Annotated in this window: 15 protein-coding genes; 7 read left to right on the top strand and 8 right to left on the bottom strand. The window is 50.5% G+C overall.

Going from position 1 to position 19,231, the window contains the following annotated elements; translation table 11 throughout:
• The first annotated feature begins 94 nt into the window (after positions 1-94).
• Positions 95-1,309 carry an MFS transporter gene (locus tag A7K98_RS17890; RefSeq protein ID WP_087489777.1) on the top strand — a complete coding sequence of 405 codons (1,215 nt, stop codon included), beginning with the start codon at positions 95-97 and terminating at the stop codon, positions 1,307-1,309.
• A 49-nt stretch (positions 1,310-1,358) separates the two neighbouring features.
• Here the strand turns inward: A7K98_RS17890 and A7K98_RS17885 are convergent, their stop codons facing one another.
• Positions 1,359-2,816: a peptide MFS transporter gene (locus A7K98_RS17885; RefSeq protein WP_087489776.1), complete on the bottom strand. Its 1,458-nt coding sequence runs from the start codon at positions 2,814-2,816 to the stop codon at positions 1,359-1,361.
• Between the two features lie 476 nt (positions 2,817-3,292).
• Between A7K98_RS17885 and A7K98_RS17880 the strand changes: the two genes are divergently transcribed.
• Together A7K98_RS17880 and A7K98_RS17875 are read left to right on the top strand one after the other, a co-directional pair.
• A complete protein-coding gene (locus tag A7K98_RS17880) occupies positions 3,293-3,991 on the top strand; it encodes an EAL domain-containing protein (RefSeq protein ID WP_087490579.1) in 699 nt (232 codons plus the stop codon).
• A gap of 128 nt (positions 3,992-4,119) precedes the next feature.
• Complete coding sequence (locus A7K98_RS17875) at positions 4,120-4,827, top strand: flagellar brake protein (RefSeq protein ID WP_087489775.1); 708 nt, start codon at positions 4,120-4,122, stop codon at positions 4,825-4,827.
• Positions 4,828-4,970: 143 nt separating this feature from the next.
• Here A7K98_RS17875 and A7K98_RS17870 read toward each other — a convergent pair whose 3' ends face one another.
• From A7K98_RS17870 to A7K98_RS17835, 7 genes are all read right to left on the bottom strand, one after another.
• A complete protein-coding gene (locus A7K98_RS17870; protein WP_087489774.1) occupies positions 4,971-6,032 on the bottom strand; it encodes a fimbrial protein in 1,062 nt (353 codons plus the stop codon).
• Positions 6,033-6,043: 11 nt separating this feature from the next.
• The gene (locus tag A7K98_RS17865; RefSeq protein WP_157666003.1) at positions 6,044-8,602 is read right to left on the bottom strand and encodes a fimbria/pilus outer membrane usher protein; all 2,559 of its coding nucleotides are present in this window, start codon (positions 8,600-8,602) and stop codon (positions 6,044-6,046) included.
• A 26-nt stretch (positions 8,603-8,628) separates the two neighbouring features.
• On the bottom strand, positions 8,629-9,303 hold the full coding sequence (locus A7K98_RS17860) for a fimbrial biogenesis chaperone (protein WP_087489773.1): 675 nt from the start codon (positions 9,301-9,303) through the stop codon (positions 8,629-8,631).
• Positions 9,304-9,340: 37 nt separating this feature from the next.
• The gene (locus A7K98_RS17855) at positions 9,341-9,880 is read right to left on the bottom strand and encodes a fimbrial protein (protein WP_157666001.1); all 540 of its coding nucleotides are present in this window, start codon (positions 9,878-9,880) and stop codon (positions 9,341-9,343) included.
• A 476-nt stretch (positions 9,881-10,356) separates the two neighbouring features.
• On the bottom strand, positions 10,357-11,052 hold the full coding sequence (gene araD, locus A7K98_RS17845) for an L-ribulose-5-phosphate 4-epimerase (RefSeq protein WP_087489770.1): 696 nt from the start codon (positions 11,050-11,052) through the stop codon (positions 10,357-10,359).
• A gap of 51 nt (positions 11,053-11,103) precedes the next feature.
• Positions 11,104-12,606 (bottom strand): L-arabinose isomerase, encoded by a 1,503-nt coding sequence (gene araA / locus A7K98_RS17840; RefSeq protein WP_087489769.1) that lies wholly within the window; start codon positions 12,604-12,606, stop codon positions 11,104-11,106.
• Positions 12,607-12,616: 10 nt separating this feature from the next.
• A complete protein-coding gene (locus tag A7K98_RS17835; RefSeq protein ID WP_087489768.1) occupies positions 12,617-14,329 on the bottom strand; it encodes a ribulokinase in 1,713 nt (570 codons plus the stop codon).
• A 235-nt stretch (positions 14,330-14,564) separates the two neighbouring features.
• On the opposite strand from A7K98_RS17835, the gene ytfQ reads away from it, so the two are divergent.
• Genes ytfQ through yjfF form a run of 4 tightly spaced genes read left to right on the top strand, consistent with a single transcriptional unit; the run spans position 14,565 to position 19,079 of the window.
• Positions 14,565-15,521 (top strand): galactofuranose ABC transporter, galactofuranose-binding protein YtfQ, encoded by a 957-nt coding sequence (gene ytfQ, locus A7K98_RS17830; protein ID WP_087489767.1) that lies wholly within the window; start codon positions 14,565-14,567, stop codon positions 15,519-15,521.
• A gap of 48 nt (positions 15,522-15,569) precedes the next feature.
• Positions 15,570-17,090: a sugar ABC transporter ATP-binding protein gene (locus A7K98_RS17825; RefSeq protein ID WP_087489766.1), complete on the top strand. Its 1,521-nt coding sequence runs from the start codon at positions 15,570-15,572 to the stop codon at positions 17,088-17,090.
• Entirely contained in the window at positions 17,083-18,096 is a 1,014-nt protein-coding gene (gene ytfT / locus A7K98_RS17820; RefSeq protein WP_087489765.1) for a galactofuranose ABC transporter, ATP-binding protein YtfT, read from the top strand. Before A7K98_RS17825 ends, ytfT begins: the two co-directional genes overlap by 8 nt.
• Positions 18,096-19,079: a galactofuranose ABC transporter, permease protein YjfF gene (yjfF, locus tag A7K98_RS17815; RefSeq protein ID WP_087489764.1), complete on the top strand. Its 984-nt coding sequence runs from the start codon at positions 18,096-18,098 to the stop codon at positions 19,077-19,079. The genes ytfT and yjfF overlap by 1 nt, the downstream gene beginning before the upstream one ends.
• Positions 19,080-19,231 lie beyond the last annotated feature (152 nt).

Raw genomic sequence — 19,231 nt, 5'->3', positions numbered from 1 at the left:
GACGACCAGCCGGTAAATATCTGTCCGGATCTAGGGCTTTTTACCACCGACAGTTATTCTGTTATCTCCTTAACAAATTACCGGGTTATTTTCAATGACAGGATCTTCGGCCGAAGCGGCGGAACAGCACGTTTACTGGCGGCGTAATCTTTGGGTATGCACTCTGGGTTCGTTCACCACACTGATTGCAATGACACTGCTGTTACCGTTTCTGCCACTTTACCTCCGTTCGCTCGGTGTGGAAGAAGATGTCAGTATCGCACACTGGTCGGCAGTAGCCTACGGAGCAACTTTTCTGACAGCTGCGCTGACGGCTCCCTTGTGGGGACGACTGGCGGATAAATATGGTCGTAAGCTAATGCTGATCCGGGCCAGCCTGGGAATGGCGGTCGCCATGTCACTGATGGGGATGGCAACAGCACCCTGGCAGCTGGTGGCACTGCGTTTACTGGCCGGTTTACTGGGAGGTTATGCCTCCGGGTCAATGATTGTTGTGGCTTCACAAACCCCGAAAGAGAAAACGGGTTGGGCAGTCGGTATCCTCTCGTCGGGCATTATGGCGGGAAATATTGCAGGACCCTTAGTCGGTGGAATTTTACCCGGCTGGATCGGTATCCGTGCCACCTTTCTGCTGACCGGTGCAATTATATTTGTCACTTTCCTTGCTACCCTGTTTTTACTGAAAGAGCAGCGCCAGCCACCGAAAAAAGCGGCTGCCAACGCCGTGGCAGAAACCCCGGCCACAATACCGTTACCAGTAAAAATTATGTGGGTCTCCGGGATGTTACTGGTCTTTGCCAGTATGTCAGTTGAGCCGATTATTACGTTGTATGTCGCCACTTTTACATCATCGTTGCAACACGCCACCCTGTTAGCCGGGGTAGTGATGGCGGCGACTGCTCTGGGCAGTATTCTGGCTGCACCGCGCGTTGGCGCGCTGGCAGACAGAATAGGGCACTGGCGGGTATTATCCGTGGGTCTGGTGGTGTGCGGAATACTGCTGATTCCTCAGGCATTTGTGACCGGAGTCTGGCAGTTAGTGGTACTGCGTTTTTGTATGGGACTGGCGTTGGGCGGAATGTTGCCCTGTATTACCGCGATTATCCGTCATCATGCCGGTGCTAATAATACTGGCCGGTTACTGGGTTATTCCACTTCGGCGCAATATATTGGTCAGGTGACCGGGCCGTTGTTTGGCGGGCTGGTGGCGGGTAAATTGGGTACGCCGGCGGTATTTATTGGCACTGCGGTGGTAATGCTGGCGGCCGGAATACTTAATATCAGCTGGCGTCTGAAAAATCAGGGCTGAGTGAGAAATATCCGGCCGGTGCAGCTATCCTGCCCGGCCGGAAGTCAGATCACGATTTCGCGCTGTTCAGCGGGTTGATCAGACGGCGAAGTAACGGGATAAGCAGGGCGATGATAATGGCAGCAATCACCGATCCCCAGCCGAGAATACTGAATATATGGCTATATCCCGGATTCGTAGCTTGCGGGGTGGAGTCTGCATTTTGTGGCATCATTCCTGAGAAATAGCCGGCAAGTACCGAGGCAACACCTGTCACCATCATCCAGCTACCCATCATCAATCCCTGATGCTGTTTCGGTGCCAGCTTGCCAATCATGGCGTAGCCGATAGGCGAAATCAGCAGTTCACCAATGCTCTGCAGAACATAGCTGATTACAATCCATTTAAACGCCATCAGACCATCGCTGCCAGCCAGCTGAATTCCAACGGGTAACACCAGCATACCCAGTCCGATAAATATCAGTGAGCTGGAAAACTGCAATGGAATATCGATCCGCCAGCCTTTCGCCCGCAAACGGTTAAGGCCTGCCGCCAGCAACGGGCCACCGACAACAATTACGATAGTATTGATATCCTGAATCCACTGTGGGGCGACCTGCCAGCCATAGACATTCAGGTCAATATTGTGTTCAGAGAACAGCATCAGCCCCATTGGCGCTAACTGATACAGAGACCAGAAGACCAGAGAACCCAGCATCAGAATCAGATAAGCCCCCATTCGCGAGCGCTCTTCTGCCACCTGGTGTCTGGCAGTGAGAGCACACAGCAGAATAAACACCAGTACCCCAATAGCAATCACAAAGTAGCTACTGATCCCGGCATGGCTTAGCATCATCCGAATCACCGGCAGCAGTACAAGCAGGATGACTATTCCGGCCAGCAGGCGTTTACGAAAACTGGCAGGAGTGGCGGTACTCAGCGGCGTATCTTTATCTTTCACCTGTTTCCAGTAGATAAAGGTGAGCAGGATAGCGATGAGATTGCCGGAAGTCGCAAACAGGAACAGTGATTTGTAATCGGCAGACAATTGGTAGTAACCGGCAACGGTAAAACCGATGAAAAAACCGAGGTTCATTCCGGCATAGTTCCACAGGAACGCACTTTCACGGCGCGGGTCATTTGGAGTGAATCTCTGCGTTAGCATCATATTCAGGCAGGTCACATTCAATCCGCTGCCGGTCAGGAACATAGCCAGACCCCAGTACAATCCGCTGACTCCGGCACTGGCAATCAGATAACAGCCGATCACCTGCAAAACCATTCCCATGACGAACAGATTACGGTTACTCAGATAACGGCCGCCTAGGTAGCCGCCGAACAGGTGCAGGCCGTAATTGAAAGCGCCGAAGACTCCCATGATGGCATTCGCTGAGCTTTCGCTAAATCCCAGTTTTTTCGTGGCGTACAGCACCAGTGTTGAATACAGCACTGCGAAGCCAAGTGTCGAAAACATTTGTATAAAAAACAGCACGCCGGAACCGGCGCTTTTCTGTGGAAGCTGAGTCATTGAAGCGTTCAACGCTTTCCCCTTGTGATAGGTGATGTTGTGATGATTGTTTTATATCGCCGGACTGGCCGGCATCTTTTTGTCAGGTTTGTAAAAAAATGCCATTTTTTTGTAAGACTCACAACCGTTAATCAGTAATGAACTTTGGTTTTATGTCGCATAACCGGGATTTGGTTTTAATTAATATATTTTTTTAACACTTCGGTAGTATAAAATTCCGTCAATTGCTGGCTCGTCATCACCAGATATCCAGTCGCACAAAGGTTGTCCGGGCCTGGTTTTCGTTAATCGCTTTTTATCAGGGTTTGCCTAGGAATAATTCAATATTGATAGGGAGAGACTCTCATAAAACTATCTGCAAACGGGGCAGGCGGCGTATACTTTTATCAGCAGCCAGGCAGGCAGCACATCATCTGCCCGCTGAAAATTCAGGTCAAATGAGTGGCCTGCTATTTTTACATTATTCCGGGTGGGCTATGACCCCTTTAAAACTTGCTAATTTTTCTATTAATTTTGTTTTCCAGCCGATGTTTGGTAAAACCGGAGAATTGTTAGCGGTTGAATGTTTGTCAAGAATCACCGCCAACAACCAGGGGACAGCAATTTCTCCGGAGTTTTTTTTCCAGAATCTGACACCCGGAATGAGTATTGATATTCTGAAAGCACAGATTGCATTAATTGAAACTTACCGTGAATGGTTTGTGAGTAACAATGTGATTGTGACGCTGAACGTGGACGATAAATCATTAGAATTTGTAAACGAACACTATCTGTCCCGGGATAAAAATGCACTTAGCTTTATCCATTTTGAAGTCAACGAATCGTCAGACAGTCTGGTCGCTGAGCCCAATCAGTCTCCGGTATTTCTGAAGAAACAGACCTTCTGGCTGGATGATTTTGGCTCAGGGTTGTCAGGCTTTTCGGCCTTTTTTGATAACCAGTTTCGCTTTATAAAAATAGACCGTTTTCTGCTCTGGAATTTTATGAGCAAGCCAGGCGGTAGTCAGTTGATGGAAGCACTGTTGAATTTCTTTGCCCTGAATAACTGTAATGTTGTGGTGGAAGGTATAGAAACCGATCACCATGAGCAATGGTTATCGCAGATGCCATACTATGCTCTGCAGGGGAAACTCTGGAAAGAGCTGACAATTGAAGAGCTGTGCTGCGCTGCCTGAACATCAGGCAGCACTCAGTCATACTTGCTAAAGGTTAATCCGTCTTAACACCCACAACAATCTTGTGAACCTCTTCTTATTTTAATATGTTATTCTTCAGGCATGGTTAAGTAAGAAGGGTTGTTGTTATGGTGCGTTTTGAGACTGATTCCCTGACGATCAAAAAAGATCGTTTCGAGCTGATGGCAATCCTGAGGACGTTGATCAAGGAAAAACATCGTCTGAATCTGGGCTCAGAACAGGGATTTGATTTTGAAGTGCTACGTCTTGAATCCGGGCGGATCAATCTTATCCCTCTGCAGGACCCTGCAACCCTCCCTGATAACCTCGACCTGATTGCGGAAGGCCGTGAAGCCAAAATAATCTTCAGCACTCAGGTGGTGGCTTCACAGAATACCGACAATGGTGTGGTGATTGTTGGCGACATTCCTAATGAATTTCAGTACTACCAGCGCAGGATTAATCTGCGCGTTCCTCTGCCGATATGGAAACACTACACCCTGACACTGCCTGTCTCTGGTCTTACTGTTCCTCCGCCGTTTATTATTTATGACTTTTCTGTCGGCGGCGTTGGGGTTTACACCCAAAAACCCTTGTCAGAAAAGATTAAAGTGGGCTCGGTGTTTAAAAAAGCACAGCTCTCACTGGGTGAGTATGGTGAATTTAAAGCGAACGTTGAGATTATTGCCATTAACGATCTGGAAGATGAATTACCGGAGCACCCAGGTTATCAGCAGCGAATGTCGGTAAAATTTACCAATTTGTCACTGATTACTCAGAGAAATTTCCAGAAAATTGCGTATACATTTGAAGTGAATTTTAAGCGTAAGAAGTAAATCTGTCGCGGCTAATCAGCGGAATTAGCTGCGTCTGACCTTTCCTGATTTTCCCGATAATCAACATTGTTCCTGCCATGCCCTGTTGCGGTGGCCTGACCTGTTTTTATCCGCCCCCGGTCATTCCCGGGGGGCGGATATGGCTATTTAAAGGTGATATTAACGGTTGCAGTGGTATTAAAGGTACCCACTGTTGGTGAGTTAGTCAGCCATTTCAGATAAGCAATATAGCCCACCGGAATAGTAGTCACAGAACTGCTGGTAATGGCAGCCGAGGTGAAATTATAGGTCTGACCAAAAACAATTGGGGTACCGGTATCCGTACTGGAGGTCAGATAGACCCCAATACCCGGTTTAGTCGACGGGATCAGCAAAGTACTGTCGGAAGTACTGACATCGTTACTACTGAAACTTGCCACCAATTGTTGACCGACGCAGCCTCCACCGGAAACGTTAGCGGTGACGGTAAAGGGGATTGTTTTGGCAATCTTACCCACCGCAGAGGTCTCACGCATTACGCTGCCAAAGTTAATTGTTGACGGCGAGATGGTGACCGTCGGGGTGCACTGAATGACTTTAATATTATTAAAGTTGGTCAGGTTGGCCACATAGTTACTGTTGGGAGTGGAGTTAATCCCCAGCTCGCCATCCACCTGAAATATTCTGGCAGTACCAATGTCAGTGTACGTGGTTGGTGGCGCAACGCCGGTCGCTTTCAGATAAATTGAGAAGGTAAAACTGATAGTAAGTGGACGTGCCTGACCATATTGTCTTCTGTAGGCGGAATCCGCAATGGTTCCTCTGCCAACATCAATAGCTTTGGTCGCTACTGCGCTGTTAATGGAATCATAATCTTTACCATTAATGGTAACACCGACACTTAATGAAGAGTTAATTTTGCTCAGGTCGCCTTTTGGGTTCCAGTATAGCCAGGCATCTTCTCCCTGTGGGTAGCCTTGCATGTCCCAGCAGGTAAAAGTCGCGGTATAAGTCGAAGAACGCCATAGTACTTTGCCGGCAGTAAAGTCTGATTTTGCGAATGAGACTGAACCTATCGGGAAGTTTTCGGCAATATTGCCCGTCGGAGTCGTCGAACTGGCATTACTTCCCTGGCGACAGGACAGGGCAAAACTCTGCTGGCTGGCAAAGATTGCGCACAGCAACAGCAGCAGGCCGGTCAGTTTTTTAATCATATGCAGCGTCATTGCCTGGCTCCTCAGGGGCGTTGGCAGGTAAGTGTAAGTTCCTGGTAACCACTGGTTTTAGTTTGTGCATCCAGTTTTGCAGGGATCTGCAGATAGCATTTGTCGGCAGGGCCTTCACCCCATTTCACCGTCAGTTTATCGCCAGCGGCAATACCTGCGACGTAAAGATCACCATTCATACCCACAGTTCCGCTGTTACGGCCCTGGGAATTAAATACACTGGCGCCGATCTGCGGGAAGCTGTTATCCGCTAACCTTGAATGGATCAGCAGACTGTGCCCATAGAAGGTATTAAAGTTTACCCGGACAATCGCCTTCTCGGTCGGTACGGTCTGAATAATCGATTGTGGGATATCCAGACCCGGCCGCATTTCCTCGGTATTCAGGGCAACGGTGTTATAGCGGTATGGGGTGACGTTATTCACAATGGCGTAGCCAAATCGATCCACTTTCACGCCTGGTGAATTCAGTACGCCTACTCCTTCGGCATCCTTCGCCTTCACAATCACAAAAGTATCGCCCAGCGGTTGCGACAGAGTGACGCCACCGGAGTGAACGACCAGGCCACCGCTGGCACCCAGCGACGACTGGGTATAATCAGAGCTGTAACTATAGCTGCCGTTGACATTACCTTTGCTGCCGTCATAGCTCAGGTTACCGCTGCTGCTTTGTCCCCCTGACTGTGTATGGCCGGTAGAGACACCATAACTCAGACGGTTATCGTCAAGCAGGGTACCGGAAACACCAGTATTGTAACTATCGCCGCTCTGCTGATCGTGTGACAACTGAGTCGTGGAGACAATGACGTTGTTGTTGCTGTTGATCACCAACGGAATCGACAAGGTCACATTGACACTATTGTCAGAGTATCCGTATTGCGAACGGGTAGACTGCCAGTAAACACCATAGCTGGCGCCTTTCCATGAACTGGAATAACCAACCTGTACAGTACGGGTTTTTTCGCTGGTTCCCCAATAGGTTTGCTGGTTAGCATTCATATAAATGCTGCCATAACCATTCAGACTTTGGTTAATCGATACTTCCATCCGCTGACGTTTGTTGGCGTAGACGTTGGAATAGTAGGTAGCATTATTGGTTTGTGCCCAGCCGGGAGTCCCGGTGGCTACATCATTCGGATCAATATAGTCAGATTCGTATTGACCATTTTTCCATTCACGCCGTTCCTGAACAGCATCGTTGAAATCATAATATCCGGAAGTTGAATAGCGATAGCCGGCCAGCCGGAAGTCGGTGCCCAGCTCGTTGAGTGATTTTGCATACAGAATACGGTAACTCTGGCCCTGTTTAGTCCCACCAGAGGCCAGATTCGTTTTAGCGTAACTGCCGTCCAGTGAAATAGCGCCTAACGGACCCAGCCCGGAACCAACACCGGCGACAGCGGACTGGTAATTCTCGGCAATCAAAACCCCGCCATAGGGGGTCAGGTTATGACTGATACCACGCGCCACAGTGCCCTGAATAAATTCAGGGTTATATCCCCCGGTACCATCGTGGTAACGGCCCGCAGTCACTTCGTAATTCCATAACCCTTCACGCAGCATATTGGTCACAGAGGAATAGGCGACAGTAAACTGATGCGAAGAGCCATCGGCTTCAGTCACAGTGACATAGAGCGTACCACTGGTATTCGGGTAAATATCATGAATAGCAAACGGCCCCGGAGGTACCGTAGTGCTGTAAACCAGATAGCCGTTCTGCCGGATGGTTACCCGGGCATTAGAGGAGGCTACACCGCGGACTACCGGGGCATAGTTACGCATACTGTCAGGCAGCATGTCATCCACGCTGCTGAGTTTAACACCACGGAACTGAATACTGTCGAAAACACTGTTACTGGTAGAGGATTGTCCCACCAGAAAACGACTGCGCATAGAGATAATGTCAGTTTCCGCCCAACTGGAAATATTGTTCCAGTGGGAACCCGAGGTATTATCGTGGGTGTAGTTACCATTTTCCCGTAACCGCCAGCGGCCGAGATTAAGTCCGTTATTCAGCGACAGATAAGTATATTCATTACTGGAGGCTGAAGATGACCCATGGTAGGTATTTTTACTGTAATCCAGGTTGTAGTTAACAAATCCTGCATTAACTCCTTCATCCCACAGACGTGTCGGAATAGAACCTTTCGGCACAACGGTCATACTGGTTTGTGGGATAGTCAGATCAATACGCTGCTGGGTAATGTCGGGCGAAACTTTACCATCAGGGATCAGTTTCTTTAAATTCACACATTGCTGACCAGCGACCGGAGCAGGCAGAATAATACCGTAATTGTGCAATTGTTCAGCACTAAAGCACGGTTCTACGTCATTACCATCGCGGATAAAGGTGACCTGCAGGCTGTCTATTTTTTCTGAATTAAGGTAGATATCAAACGGGTAGCTACCAGGCTGAATACTGTCGCCAACAGATACTTCACGAGCAGTATTCATATTTCCAGCGCCATGAACGAACTGCATATTAAACTCTTCAGCACTAGCCGCAGAAATAACAAACATTCCTGGCAGGGCGACAACAAGCGGCAGAGAGCGAAACGTCTTTTTTTTCATGGCGACTGGCTTCTGAATTGTCTTTATTATTTGGTTGGGAAGTCTTTCACTTCAGAGGTCCCGCCAAAATCATTGACATAACTGAATGAAACGGCTGAACCCACCTGAGTATTCGCCGGTAAAGTAAACTGTTCGGTAGAATCTGGTGCAACCATATCCAGATAAATATCTTTGCCGCGAGCAAGATGTAAACGGTTGAGAGAAACATACATCGGGCCATTATTAGTCACCGATAATTTATTTCCAGTCTGCCGCCATACCAGTTTCTGAACTTCTTTATCCAGCGTGGTATTCAGTCCCTGCGGACGATAGAAAAGTTTTAACCGGCTATGTACCGCAATCTGCAATGTATTTGTGTCTTTAGCTGACGGCGGAATTTCCTGGAGATTAATCCAGAATAATGACTCACGATTAGTTGGCAGCCCGTGACCTGAATAAATAAAACGCAATGTGGCTTCCTTGCCGGCATCGATGCGCATAATTGGCGGAATAACCTGCATAGGTATCGCAGCATTACTGCTACGGTTTTCATTTTCCAGCCAGCTTTGCAGCATGTAGTTTTGGTCGCTGCCATTATTTAATGACAAAGATGCAGAACTACTGTTCGAATTATAGATAACTCTGGTGGCTTCCAGTTGAATCGCCGCAAAAGAAGAGACGGAAAACAACTGCAGCAGTGCAAAAATAAACAACTTCTTCATTATTTATTACCTGTTTTTGCCACCAGAATCTTAGCGATTACTGATATTCGATAGAGAAATCAGTAGTTGCATTTGCCGCACCACTTGGAGTACCGGTTGCAAACGCGTGATATCTGGCCGCCAGTTTAATATTCAGTGCACCGGTAGAGTCAAGTGCCTGGAAAGGCACTGCACTGCTGGTGTCGCCGATAGTATAAGCAGCTCCGCTCGCTAAGTCAGTGATTTTAATACCCACTGAGGTTGAAGGATCGTTGCTGGCACCGGTAGAAGTCAGTTTCAGTAAGGTTGGGTTGCCTGAAACCGCAGTACCATCGAAACGCACTTTAACTGAACCGGTTGCACATTTGGTCAGGTCGATTTCAAAAGGTTTTGGACCAGCTTCCTGGCCTGCAGTGGCTAATGCAGAACTGGAGTAGTTACCCATAGTTACAGTGATTGTCTTATTGGTTGCATTTGAAACAACGCAGCCTGACTGAGTGATGTTACCGGTGAAAGACACAGTACCATCGGCAGCGAATGCTTGTACAGATGCCAGACCTAAAGTTAATGCCGCAATTGGTAACAGAACTTTTTTCATTTTAATACCCCATGACTGATTAGTAAAACGCATCTTTTATTGTTGGGACGAATCAGTTTTATGATTCATCGGGGACTGCATTCTGATAACCAGCCTTGCGGGCAACACATCAGTCAGCATTTCCGTTGAAGAGAGATTACCACCAGGAATTATCTGTAGTGATAGGCAATGGAAATGGATATTTAGTTATTGATAGTTAATGTGCGCTTTACTGGAAGAAGTACAGAAAAAACAAGGGGTGAAAATACTTAGCAATATCCTGATCTTAGGTAGGCACCCTGTTTTAGATCAAAAAAAAATGAATTTTATGTCAGAAATGACGTCACCGGGGCGGTTGCAGGAAAATTTGGAGGCTTTTTCACCCGGGGCCTGCCACCAAAAATAAGTTAAGTAGCGTGATTTTTTTCGCTAAAAATCGAATGATTCAGATCAGCCGTAATTAAAAAAATTAAATTACGGCTGATGAAAGCGCAGGATTACTGACCGTAGTAGGCGTGACTGCCATGTTTACGCAGATAATGTTTATCCAGCAGGGTTTGTTGCATCGACGGTAAGTCAGGATTCAGCTGGTGAGAAAACAGACCCATATAGGCTATTTCTTCTAACACGATAGCGTTATGTACTGCATCAGCGGCATTTTTCCCCCAGGCGAAAGGGCCGTGAGAATTGACCAGCACTGCCGGAATCTGCCCGGGATCAAGCCCTTGCTGCCGGAAGGTTTCGACAATCACTTCACCCGTTTGCCATTCATATTCTCCATTGATTTCCTCATCGGTCATCAGCCGTGTACAGGGCACTGCACCATAGAAGTAGTCAGCCTGGGTTGTTCCGTTAGCCGGTATTGCCAGTCCGGCTTGTGCCCAGATGGTGGCATGACGGGAGTGGGTATGGACGATACCGCCAATCTCAGGGAATTTCTGATACAACAGCCGGTGGGTGGGAGTATCAGACGAAGGGCGTTTGTGACCTTCTACTACTTCGCCGGTTTGCAGACTGACCACCACCATATCGTCGGCTGTCATGGTGCTGTAGTCCACCCCTGAAGGCTTAATAACCAGTACGCCCTGCTGACGGTCTACTGCGCTGACATTTCCCCACGTCAGGGTCACCAGATGATGTGCCGGCAGCGCCAGGTTGGCGGCCAGCACCTGTTGCTTAAGTGATTCAAGCATTGTTCTGTCCTCATTGATGGCCAGTGCCGACGGGCAGCACTGGCCGCAGGATTATGACTGCCAGCGGTAATACACAGAATTCCAGCGCAGACTATCTTTCAGGCCATGCAGGGTGGTGTTCTGATCGATCACCGTGATCTCAATATTGTGCATTTCGGCAAACAGATACATATCTTCCAGCGTCAGTGCCTGGCTGAATACGGTATGGTGCGCTCCACCGGCCAGCATCCAGGCTTCAGAGGCGGTATAAAGATCCGGTTGTGGCTGCCACAAGGTTGCTGCCACCGGCAGTTTAGGCAGTGGGTGCTGTGCGGGTATGGAATCGACACAGTTGACCAGCAGACGGAAACGATCTCCAAGATCGATCAGTGAGGCATTAATCGCCGGTCCGGTCTGTGCAGCAAAGATAAGCCTCGCCGGATCCTCTTTACCGCCAATCCCCAGCGCCTGAACATCCAGTACTGGTTTTTCTTCATTGGCAATGCTTGGGCAGATCTCCAGCATATGTGAACCCAGAACCTGCTGTTCACCGGGCCGCAGATGGTAGGTGTAATCTTCCATAAAGGAGGTACCGCCTTGCAGGCCGCTGGCCATGACTTTCATCATTCTCAGTAGCGCCGCGGTTTTCCAGTCCCCTTCACCTGCAAAACCATATCCTTGTTGCATCAGGCGTTGCACTGCCAGGCCTGGTAGCTGTTTCAGCCCGTGCAAATCTTCGAACGTTGTGGTGAACGCATGGAATCCACCGTCGCTCAAAAAGCGTTTCATGCCTAGCTCAATCCGCGCAGCATCCAGCAGGTTCTGCCGCTTATCACCGTTAAGTTGCACTGCCCGGGTCAGCTGATAACTGCTTTCATACTCATCTATCAGGGCGTTAATCTCACCGTCGGTGATCTGATTAACTACGCTGACTAAATCCCCGACACCGTAACCATTCACCGAATAGCCAAAGGCAATTTGCGCGGCCACTTTATCCCCTTCCGTGACGGCCACTTCGCGCATATTGTCACCAAACCGCGCGACTTTTAGCTTACGGGTATCCTGCACCGAAACGGCCTGACGGACCCAACGACCCAGACGTTTCAGCGTGTCCTGATCCTGCCAGTGTCCGGTAATTACGCTGTGTGATAGCCGCATTCTGGCGCCAATAAACCCGAATTCCCGGCCACCGTGCGCCGTCTGGTTCAGGTTCATATAGTCCATATCAATACTGCCCCAGGGGATGTGGTCATTGAACTGAGTGTGGAACTGCAACAGTGGCTTGGTCAGCACATTCAGTCCATTGATCCACATTTTGGCCGGCGAGAAAGTGTGCAGCCAGACGATAATCCCGGCACAGCGGGTATCGCTGCTGGCCTGCTGGCAAAGTGCGGTAATATCATCCGGGCGGGTTGCTGTGGGTTTAAGTTGCAACCGACAGGGCAGGCCGCCCTGAGAGTTCAGGGAATCAACCACCTGTTGCGCCTGGCTGGCAACCTGACGGAGTGTTTCTTCACCGTACAGGTGCTGGCTGCCGATGACGAACCAGATATCATATTGCTGAAAAATGTTCATTCAATGCTCCTTAATGCGCCAGAGAGATACCGTCTGCGGCACTGACCGTGTCGGAAGTCCGGCTGTTCGGGGTATAGAGTTGTTCGGCAGCTACTGCCCATTGCTGATAGCGCTGGTACAGCTGCCTGAAAATGGCTGAACGTTGTGGGTCGGGTTGCAGTGTCTGCTCGATATTACTGGCCATATGCTGTTGAGCGGAGGCGATATCCGGCCATTCACCCGCAGCGACTGCGGCAAAAATAGCTGCCCCCAATGCGCAGCACTGATCAGAGGCCACGACCTGTAACGGGCGATTCAGTACATCGCAACACACCTGCATAATGACGGGGTTTTTACGGGCAATACCGCCCAGTGCCATGACGTGATTGACCGGAATATCCTGTCCGGTAAAGCAGTCCATAATGGCGCGAGCGCCAAACGCTGTTGCCGCAATCAGGCCGCCAAAAATAGCCGGTGCCTCACTGGCCAGTGTCAGGCCTGTAATCACACCTTTCAGTCGTTGGTTGGCATACGGGGTACGGCGACCATTTAACCAGTCGAGTACCAGTGGCAGATGCTCCAGTGCCGGCTGACTGGCCCATGCGCGGGTCAGTTCCGGTAATAATTGCTGTCGGCTTTTTTCGATGGTGTCCTGTAATTCAGGATGCTGTGTGGCCAGTTGATCCAGTGGCCAGCTCAGAACCCGGCCAAACCAGGCGTAGATATCCCCAAAGGCCGATTGCCCGGCTTCCAGGCCGATAAAATCAGGAACCACGCTGCCATCAACCTGTCCGCAGATACCGTGGACAGCGCGTTGCCCGACCTGCTGTTTATCGGCAATCAGGATGTCGCAGGTCGATGTGCCAATCACCTTAACCAGCGTATTTGGCTGGGCACCGGCACCCACGGCGCCCATATGACAGTCAAAAGCGCCACCGGCGATAGCTATTCCTGCAGGTAACCCCAGTTTTGAGGCCCACTCCGGGGTCAGTTTGCCCACCGGTTTCTCGGCAGTGAAGGTGTCACTGAACATCGGGTAAGGGAGATGCTGATTAAGTAGTGGATCCAGTTGATCAAAGAAAGCGGCGGGCGGCAATCCTCCCCAGCTTTCATGCCACAGAGCTTTATGCCCCGCAGCACAACGGCTACGGTGAAATTCGTTCAGGGCCGTCGTTCCGGAAAGAATCGCCGGGATCCAGTCGCACAACTCGACCCAGGCGACAGCCTGTTCCGCGACGGCGCGATCCTGACGGGTAATATGGAGGATCTTCGCCCAGAACCACTCACTGGAATAGATCCCGCCAATAAACAGAGAGTAATCTTCCGCAGCCTTGCCATGGCATAGCCGGGTGATCTCTTCGGCTTCATCCACCGCAGTGTGATCTTTCCACAGAATAAACATGGCATTTGGATTAGCGGCAAATTCTGGTCGCAGGGCAAGAACCTGCCCGCTGGCATCCACCGGGGCCGGGGTAGAACCAGTGGTATCTACCCCAATACCGGTAATTTGCTGTCGCTGTTGGTCGCTCAGCCTGCCCAGGGTCTGTTGCAGAGCACTTTCCATAGCTTCCAGATAATCACGCGGATGGTGGCGAAACTGGTTCACCGTTGCATCGCAAAATTCCCCGTGCTTCCAGCGGGAATACCAGGCCACACCTTCGGCAAGTTCTTTGCCATTTTCACAATCCACCGCCAGTGCACGGACAGAATCACTGCCAAAATCGAGCCCCAGTGTTACAGACATAATCAAACTCCGGTCAGGTAGTACATGGGGAAACAGTAGGGGGCTGGCAGAAAAAGCGGTATGACTCCGTGGCTGTAGATATGGACGATTTTGCTGAGGTCATCAGAAGTGTGAGCTGGCGCGATTTGCTGAACAGATCCTTATCTATATTTGCTCTACGCAACGATTTTTCTGCTACGGCAGGTTGCGAATAAATACCTATAAAAAACTCTACCCTACAAGCAAGAGGTGTCTTATGTGGAAACGTATTTTACTGGCAACAGCCATCTCCGCAGCCTTCACGTCGGCAGCTATGGCTCAGAACCTGACCGTTGGTTTTTCTCAGGTAGGTTCAGAATCCGGCTGGCGGGCAGCAGAAACCACCGTTGCAAAACGTGAAGCAGAGAAACACGGTATTACCCTGAAAATTGCTGACGGTCAGCAGAAGCAGGAAAATCAGATTAAAGCAGTGCGTTCTTTTATCGCTCAGGGAGTCGATGCCATTTTTATCGCCCCGGTAGTGCAGACCGGCTGGGAGCCGGTATTGCGGGAAGCTAAAGATGCAGGCATTCCGGTATTCCTGCTCGACAGGGCGATTACCGTAAAAGATCCGTCGTTATACATGTCGGTAGTCACCGCTGATAACGTGCTGGAGGGACGACTGATTGGTGACTGGCTGGTAAAACATGAAGCCGGTAAGCAATGTAATGTGGTTGAACTGCAGGGCACTGTCGGTGCCAGCGTAGCTATCGATCGTAAGAAAGGATTTGCTGAGGCGATTGCCGACCATCCGAACATTAAAATTATCCGTTCTCAGTCCGGTGACTTTACCCGCAGTGGGGGTAAACAGGTGATGGAAAGCTTTATCAAAGCTGAGAACAACGGCAAAAATATCTGCATGGTGTTTGCTCATAATGACGATATGGCCATCGGTGCCATCCAGGCGATTAAAGAAGCCGGCCTGAAGCCTGGTAGCGATATCCTGACCGGATCGATCGACGGTGTGCCGGATATCTATACCGCCATGCTGAAAGGTGAAGCCAATGCCAACGTAGAGCTGACTCCGGATATGGCTGGTCCGGCATTCGATGCGCTGGAAAAATATAAAAAAGACGGCACTCTCCCGCCAAAAATCATCCGCACAGACTCCCGACTGTATTTACCGGCTGACGCCAACGCGCAGTTAGCGAAAAAACAGGGTATGGGCTACTAACCGCCGGGCCGCCTGGTCACAGGCGGTCTGCTGCCAGAGGAGAACCCTATGGAGCTGTCACAGGACACCGGCTTACTGACTTTGCAAAATATCAGTAAGCGCTTTCCTGGCGTCAAGGCGCTGGATGATGTGTCATTTTCTCTCAGGAAAGGCGAAATCATGGCGCTGCTGGGTGAAAACGGTGCAGGAAAATCGACACTGATTAAAGTGCTGACGGGGGTATATACCCGTGATCAGGGCAGCATAATGCTCAATGGCCGGGAAATTAACCCGCGCAGTACGGCTCAGGCGCAGGAATCCGGCATAGGTACGGTTTATCAGGAAGTGAATTTGCTGCCAAATATGTCGGTGGCCGATAACCTGTTTATGGGGCGTGAACCCCGGCGTTTTGGGTTGATCGACCGACGCACCCTCAACCGCAAAGCCAACGAGTTGCTGCGGGAATATGGTTTTGAACTGGATGTTACCGCTCCGCTGGGCGTATTTTCGGTGGCGATGCAGCAGATTATAGCTATCTGCCGGGCGGTTGATCTGTCGGGACAAATACTGATTCTGGATGAGCCTACCGCCAGCCTGGATACCAGCGAAGTAGAAATGCTGTTCACCCTGATGGAGAGGCTGAAAGCCAGGGGAATGAGCCTGATCTTTGTGACCCATTTCCTTGATCAGGTCTACCGTATTACCGATCGGATCACGGTGTTACGTAACGGACGTTATGTGGCTACGCGGGATACTGCCACGCTGCCGCAACTGGAGTTGATCAAACTGATGTTGGGCAGGGAGCTGCTCAGCACCTCGTTACAACGCCAGGGCCGGACTCTGCACAGTGAAAATCCGGTAGTCAGTTTCAGCCAGTACGGACGTAAAGGAGATATTGAACCGTTCGATCTGGCTGTCCGCCCCGGTGAAATTGTCGGGCTGGCCGGATTGCTGGGTTCTGGCCGTACCGAGACAGCAGAAGTACTGTTCGGTATCCGCCGTGCCGATCAGGGGACTGCCTTGATCCGTGGCGAATCACAAAATATCCGCACTCCGGCACGGGCTTCCCGGGCAGGGATCGGATTCTGTCCTGAAGACCGCAAAACCGACGGTATCATTGGTGCCGCTTCAGTCAGAGAAAACATCATTCTGGCACTTCAGGCACAACGCGGCTGGCTCAGACCGCTCTCCCGTCATCAACAGACAGAAATTGCGGAACGGTTGATTAAAAGCCTGGGGATTCGTACTCCGGATGCTGAACAGCCGGTGGAGCTGCTGTCGGGCGGCAATCAGCAAAAAGTATTGCTGTCGCGCTGGCTGGTGACCCGTCCACAGTTTCTTATTCTCGACGAACCAACCCGCGGTATTGATATTGGCGCTCATGCGGAAATTATCCGACTGATTGAATCATTGTGTGCCGATGGACTGGCGTTACTGGTGATTTCGTCCGAGCTGGAGGAACTGGTGGGCTATGCCGACCGTGTGATTATTTTGCGTGATCACCGGCAGGTGGCGGAGATCCCACTGGAGCGATTATCAGTAGCGACGATCATGACTGCGATTGCCGACGGAGGAGGTCAGAATGGCTGAGATCCCTGAAACCGTTGTAATAACGGAAAAACGTAAACGGCGCTGGCCACCGGGGATTCCACAGATCCTCGCTCTGATACTGGTGCTGATTATTGACAGCCTGGTGTCGGATAATTTTTTTTCTGTACAAATTCGTGAGGGCCGGTTGTTCGGCAGCCCGATAGATATTCTCAACCGTGCAGCTCCGGTAGCCATTCTGTCTCTGGGGATGACTCTGGTGATCGCGACCGGGGGTATCGATTTGTCGGTAGGCGCGGTGATGGCTATCTCCGGGGCTACCGCTGTCAGCATGATGGTCGCGGGCCACTCACTGCCAGTAGTGATTGGTGTCGCGTTGCTTAGCGGTGTGGTTTGCGGCCTGTGGAACGGCATTCTGGTGGCTATTCTCAAAATACAGCCGTTTGTCGCGACACTGATCCTGATGGTCGCCGGGCGTGGTATTGCACAGTTGATCACCCAGGGACAGATCGTCACATTTGATAATCCGTCGCTGGCCTGGCTGGGATCAGGATCACTGGCAGGGCTGCCAGTACCGGTATGGATCACCTTACTGATCGCTTTACTGACCGGGCTGCTGGTGCGTAAAACTGCGCTCGGGTTGTTCCTTGAAGCTACAGGGATCAACCTGCGGGCAGCCCGTAACGCCGGAGTAAATGGCGCGGTAATCGTCATAGTGGCTTATGTGATCAGCGGATTGTGTGCGGCGGTGGCCGGAATTATCGTCGCGGCGGATATCCGTGCCGCAGATGCTAACAATGCCGGTCTGTGGCTGGAGCTGGATGCCATTCTGGCGGTAGTGATTGGCGGTACTGCACTGGCGGGCGGGCGGTTTAATCTGTTTCTGTCGCTGGTAGGGGCTCTGATCATTCAGGCGATGAATACCGGTATTTTGCTGTCAGGATTCCAGCCGGAACTGAATCAGGTGGTGAAAGCCCTGGTGGTTATGGCGGTACTGCTGTTGCAGTCTCCGCGGTTTCTGGCGCTGTTTACCCGGAGAGAACGCTGATGATTAAACGCTATTTACCTTTAATGATCACCCTGGTGGTATTTATCGCTGGCTACCTGTTTTGTCTGAGTCAGTATCCGGCGTTTGCCACCACAAGGGTTATCTGCAATATACTGACCGATAACGCTTTTCTCGGGATCATCGCGGTGGGTATGACTTTCGTGATCCTCTCAGGGGGTATCGATCTGTCGGTGGGGGCGGTGATCGCTTTTACCGGGGTTTTTATTGCACGGATGATCACTCAGTATCATATGGATCCGTGGCTGGCATTTGCCATTATTCTGGCAGCCGGAGCAGCGTTCGGGGCACTGATGGGCTGGCTGATTGATGCGCTAAAGATCCCTGCGTTTATCATTACGCTGGCCGGGATGTTTCTGTTGCGCGGCTGCAGTTATCTGATCTCTGAAAACTCGATTCCCATTGACGATCCCTTATATACCACGTTGTCCTCACTGAGCTGGAAAATACCCGGAGGAGGTCGCCTGAGTCTGCTGGCCGTCATTATGCTGGTGGTGGTAGCAGGGGGGATCCTGCTGGCTCACCGCAGTCGCTTTGGTAACCAGGTGTATGCCATTGGCGGAAACCTGACTTCTGCCCGGCTGATGGGGGTATCGGTCAGAGCGACGACTCTGCGGGTGTATATGCTATCCACCACCCTGGCGGTACTGGCCGGGATTGTTTTCTCGGTTTATACCTCTGCGGGCTATGCACTGGCGGGTGTCGGAGTTGAACTGGATTCGATAGCGTCAGTGGTGATTGGCGGAACATTATTATCCGGCGGAGTCGGCACTGTGTTAGGTACTCTGTTCGGCGTACTGATTCAGGGCCTGATTCAGACCTGGATTAATTTCGACGGCACCCTGAGCTCCTGGTGGACCAAGATTGCTATCGGAATTTTGCTGTTTGTCTTTATCAGCTTACAGCGCCTGCTGACTTACTGGTGGAGCCGTCAGAAAAATGCCCCGGTACGCCGGTTAAGTTGATTGTCTGCAGCGGCAACGGATTGCCTGCTGAACCGGTAAAAAATCGCTATACATAGCGATTTGAATGTTTGCTTCTTCCCTCCGCCAGTTGCAGTAAAATCCACAAAATATGGTCATATTTCTAATTTTTATCCGCTTAATGACCGAAATTG

The organism is Tatumella citrea (genome assembly GCF_002163585.1).
Taxonomy (GTDB): Bacteria; Pseudomonadota; Gammaproteobacteria; order Enterobacterales; family Enterobacteriaceae; genus Tatumella; species Tatumella citrea.
Note: the sequence above shows the minus strand (reverse complement) of the source record. Positions and strands in the feature narration are given on the sequence as shown.

Coding starts and splice junctions, on each gene's coding strand:
- ytfQ (WP_087489767.1), top strand. CDS start 14,565: ATGTGGAAACGTATTTTACTGGCAACAGCCATCTCCGCAGCCTTCACG.
- A7K98_RS17855 (WP_157666001.1), bottom strand. CDS start 9,880: ATGAAAAAAGTTCTGTTACCAATTGCGGCATTAACTTTAGGTCTGGCA.
- A7K98_RS17860 (WP_087489773.1), bottom strand. CDS start 9,303: ATGAAGAAGTTGTTTATTTTTGCACTGCTGCAGTTGTTTTCCGTCTCT.
- A7K98_RS17880 (WP_087490579.1), top strand. CDS start 3,293: ATGACCCCTTTAAAACTTGCTAATTTTTCTATTAATTTTGTTTTCCAG.
- A7K98_RS17875 (WP_087489775.1), top strand. CDS start 4,120: ATGGTGCGTTTTGAGACTGATTCCCTGACGATCAAAAAAGATCGTTTC.
- yjfF (WP_087489764.1), top strand. CDS start 18,096: ATGATTAAACGCTATTTACCTTTAATGATCACCCTGGTGGTATTTATC.
- araD (WP_087489770.1), bottom strand. CDS start 11,052: ATGCTTGAATCACTTAAGCAACAGGTGCTGGCCGCCAACCTGGCGCTG.
- A7K98_RS17885 (WP_087489776.1), bottom strand. CDS start 2,816: ATGACTCAGCTTCCACAGAAAAGCGCCGGTTCCGGCGTGCTGTTTTTT.
- A7K98_RS17825 (WP_087489766.1), top strand. CDS start 15,570: ATGGAGCTGTCACAGGACACCGGCTTACTGACTTTGCAAAATATCAGT.
- A7K98_RS17870 (WP_087489774.1), bottom strand. CDS start 6,032: ATGACGCTGCATATGATTAAAAAACTGACCGGCCTGCTGCTGTTGCTG.
- A7K98_RS17865 (WP_157666003.1), bottom strand. CDS start 8,602: ATGAAAAAAAAGACGTTTCGCTCTCTGCCGCTTGTTGTCGCCCTGCCA.
- araA (WP_087489769.1), bottom strand. CDS start 12,606: ATGAACATTTTTCAGCAATATGATATCTGGTTCGTCATCGGCAGCCAG.
- ytfT (WP_087489765.1), top strand. CDS start 17,083: ATGGCTGAGATCCCTGAAACCGTTGTAATAACGGAAAAACGTAAACGG.
- A7K98_RS17890 (WP_087489777.1), top strand. CDS start 95: ATGACAGGATCTTCGGCCGAAGCGGCGGAACAGCACGTTTACTGGCGG.
- A7K98_RS17835 (WP_087489768.1), bottom strand. CDS start 14,329: ATGTCTGTAACACTGGGGCTCGATTTTGGCAGTGATTCTGTCCGTGCA.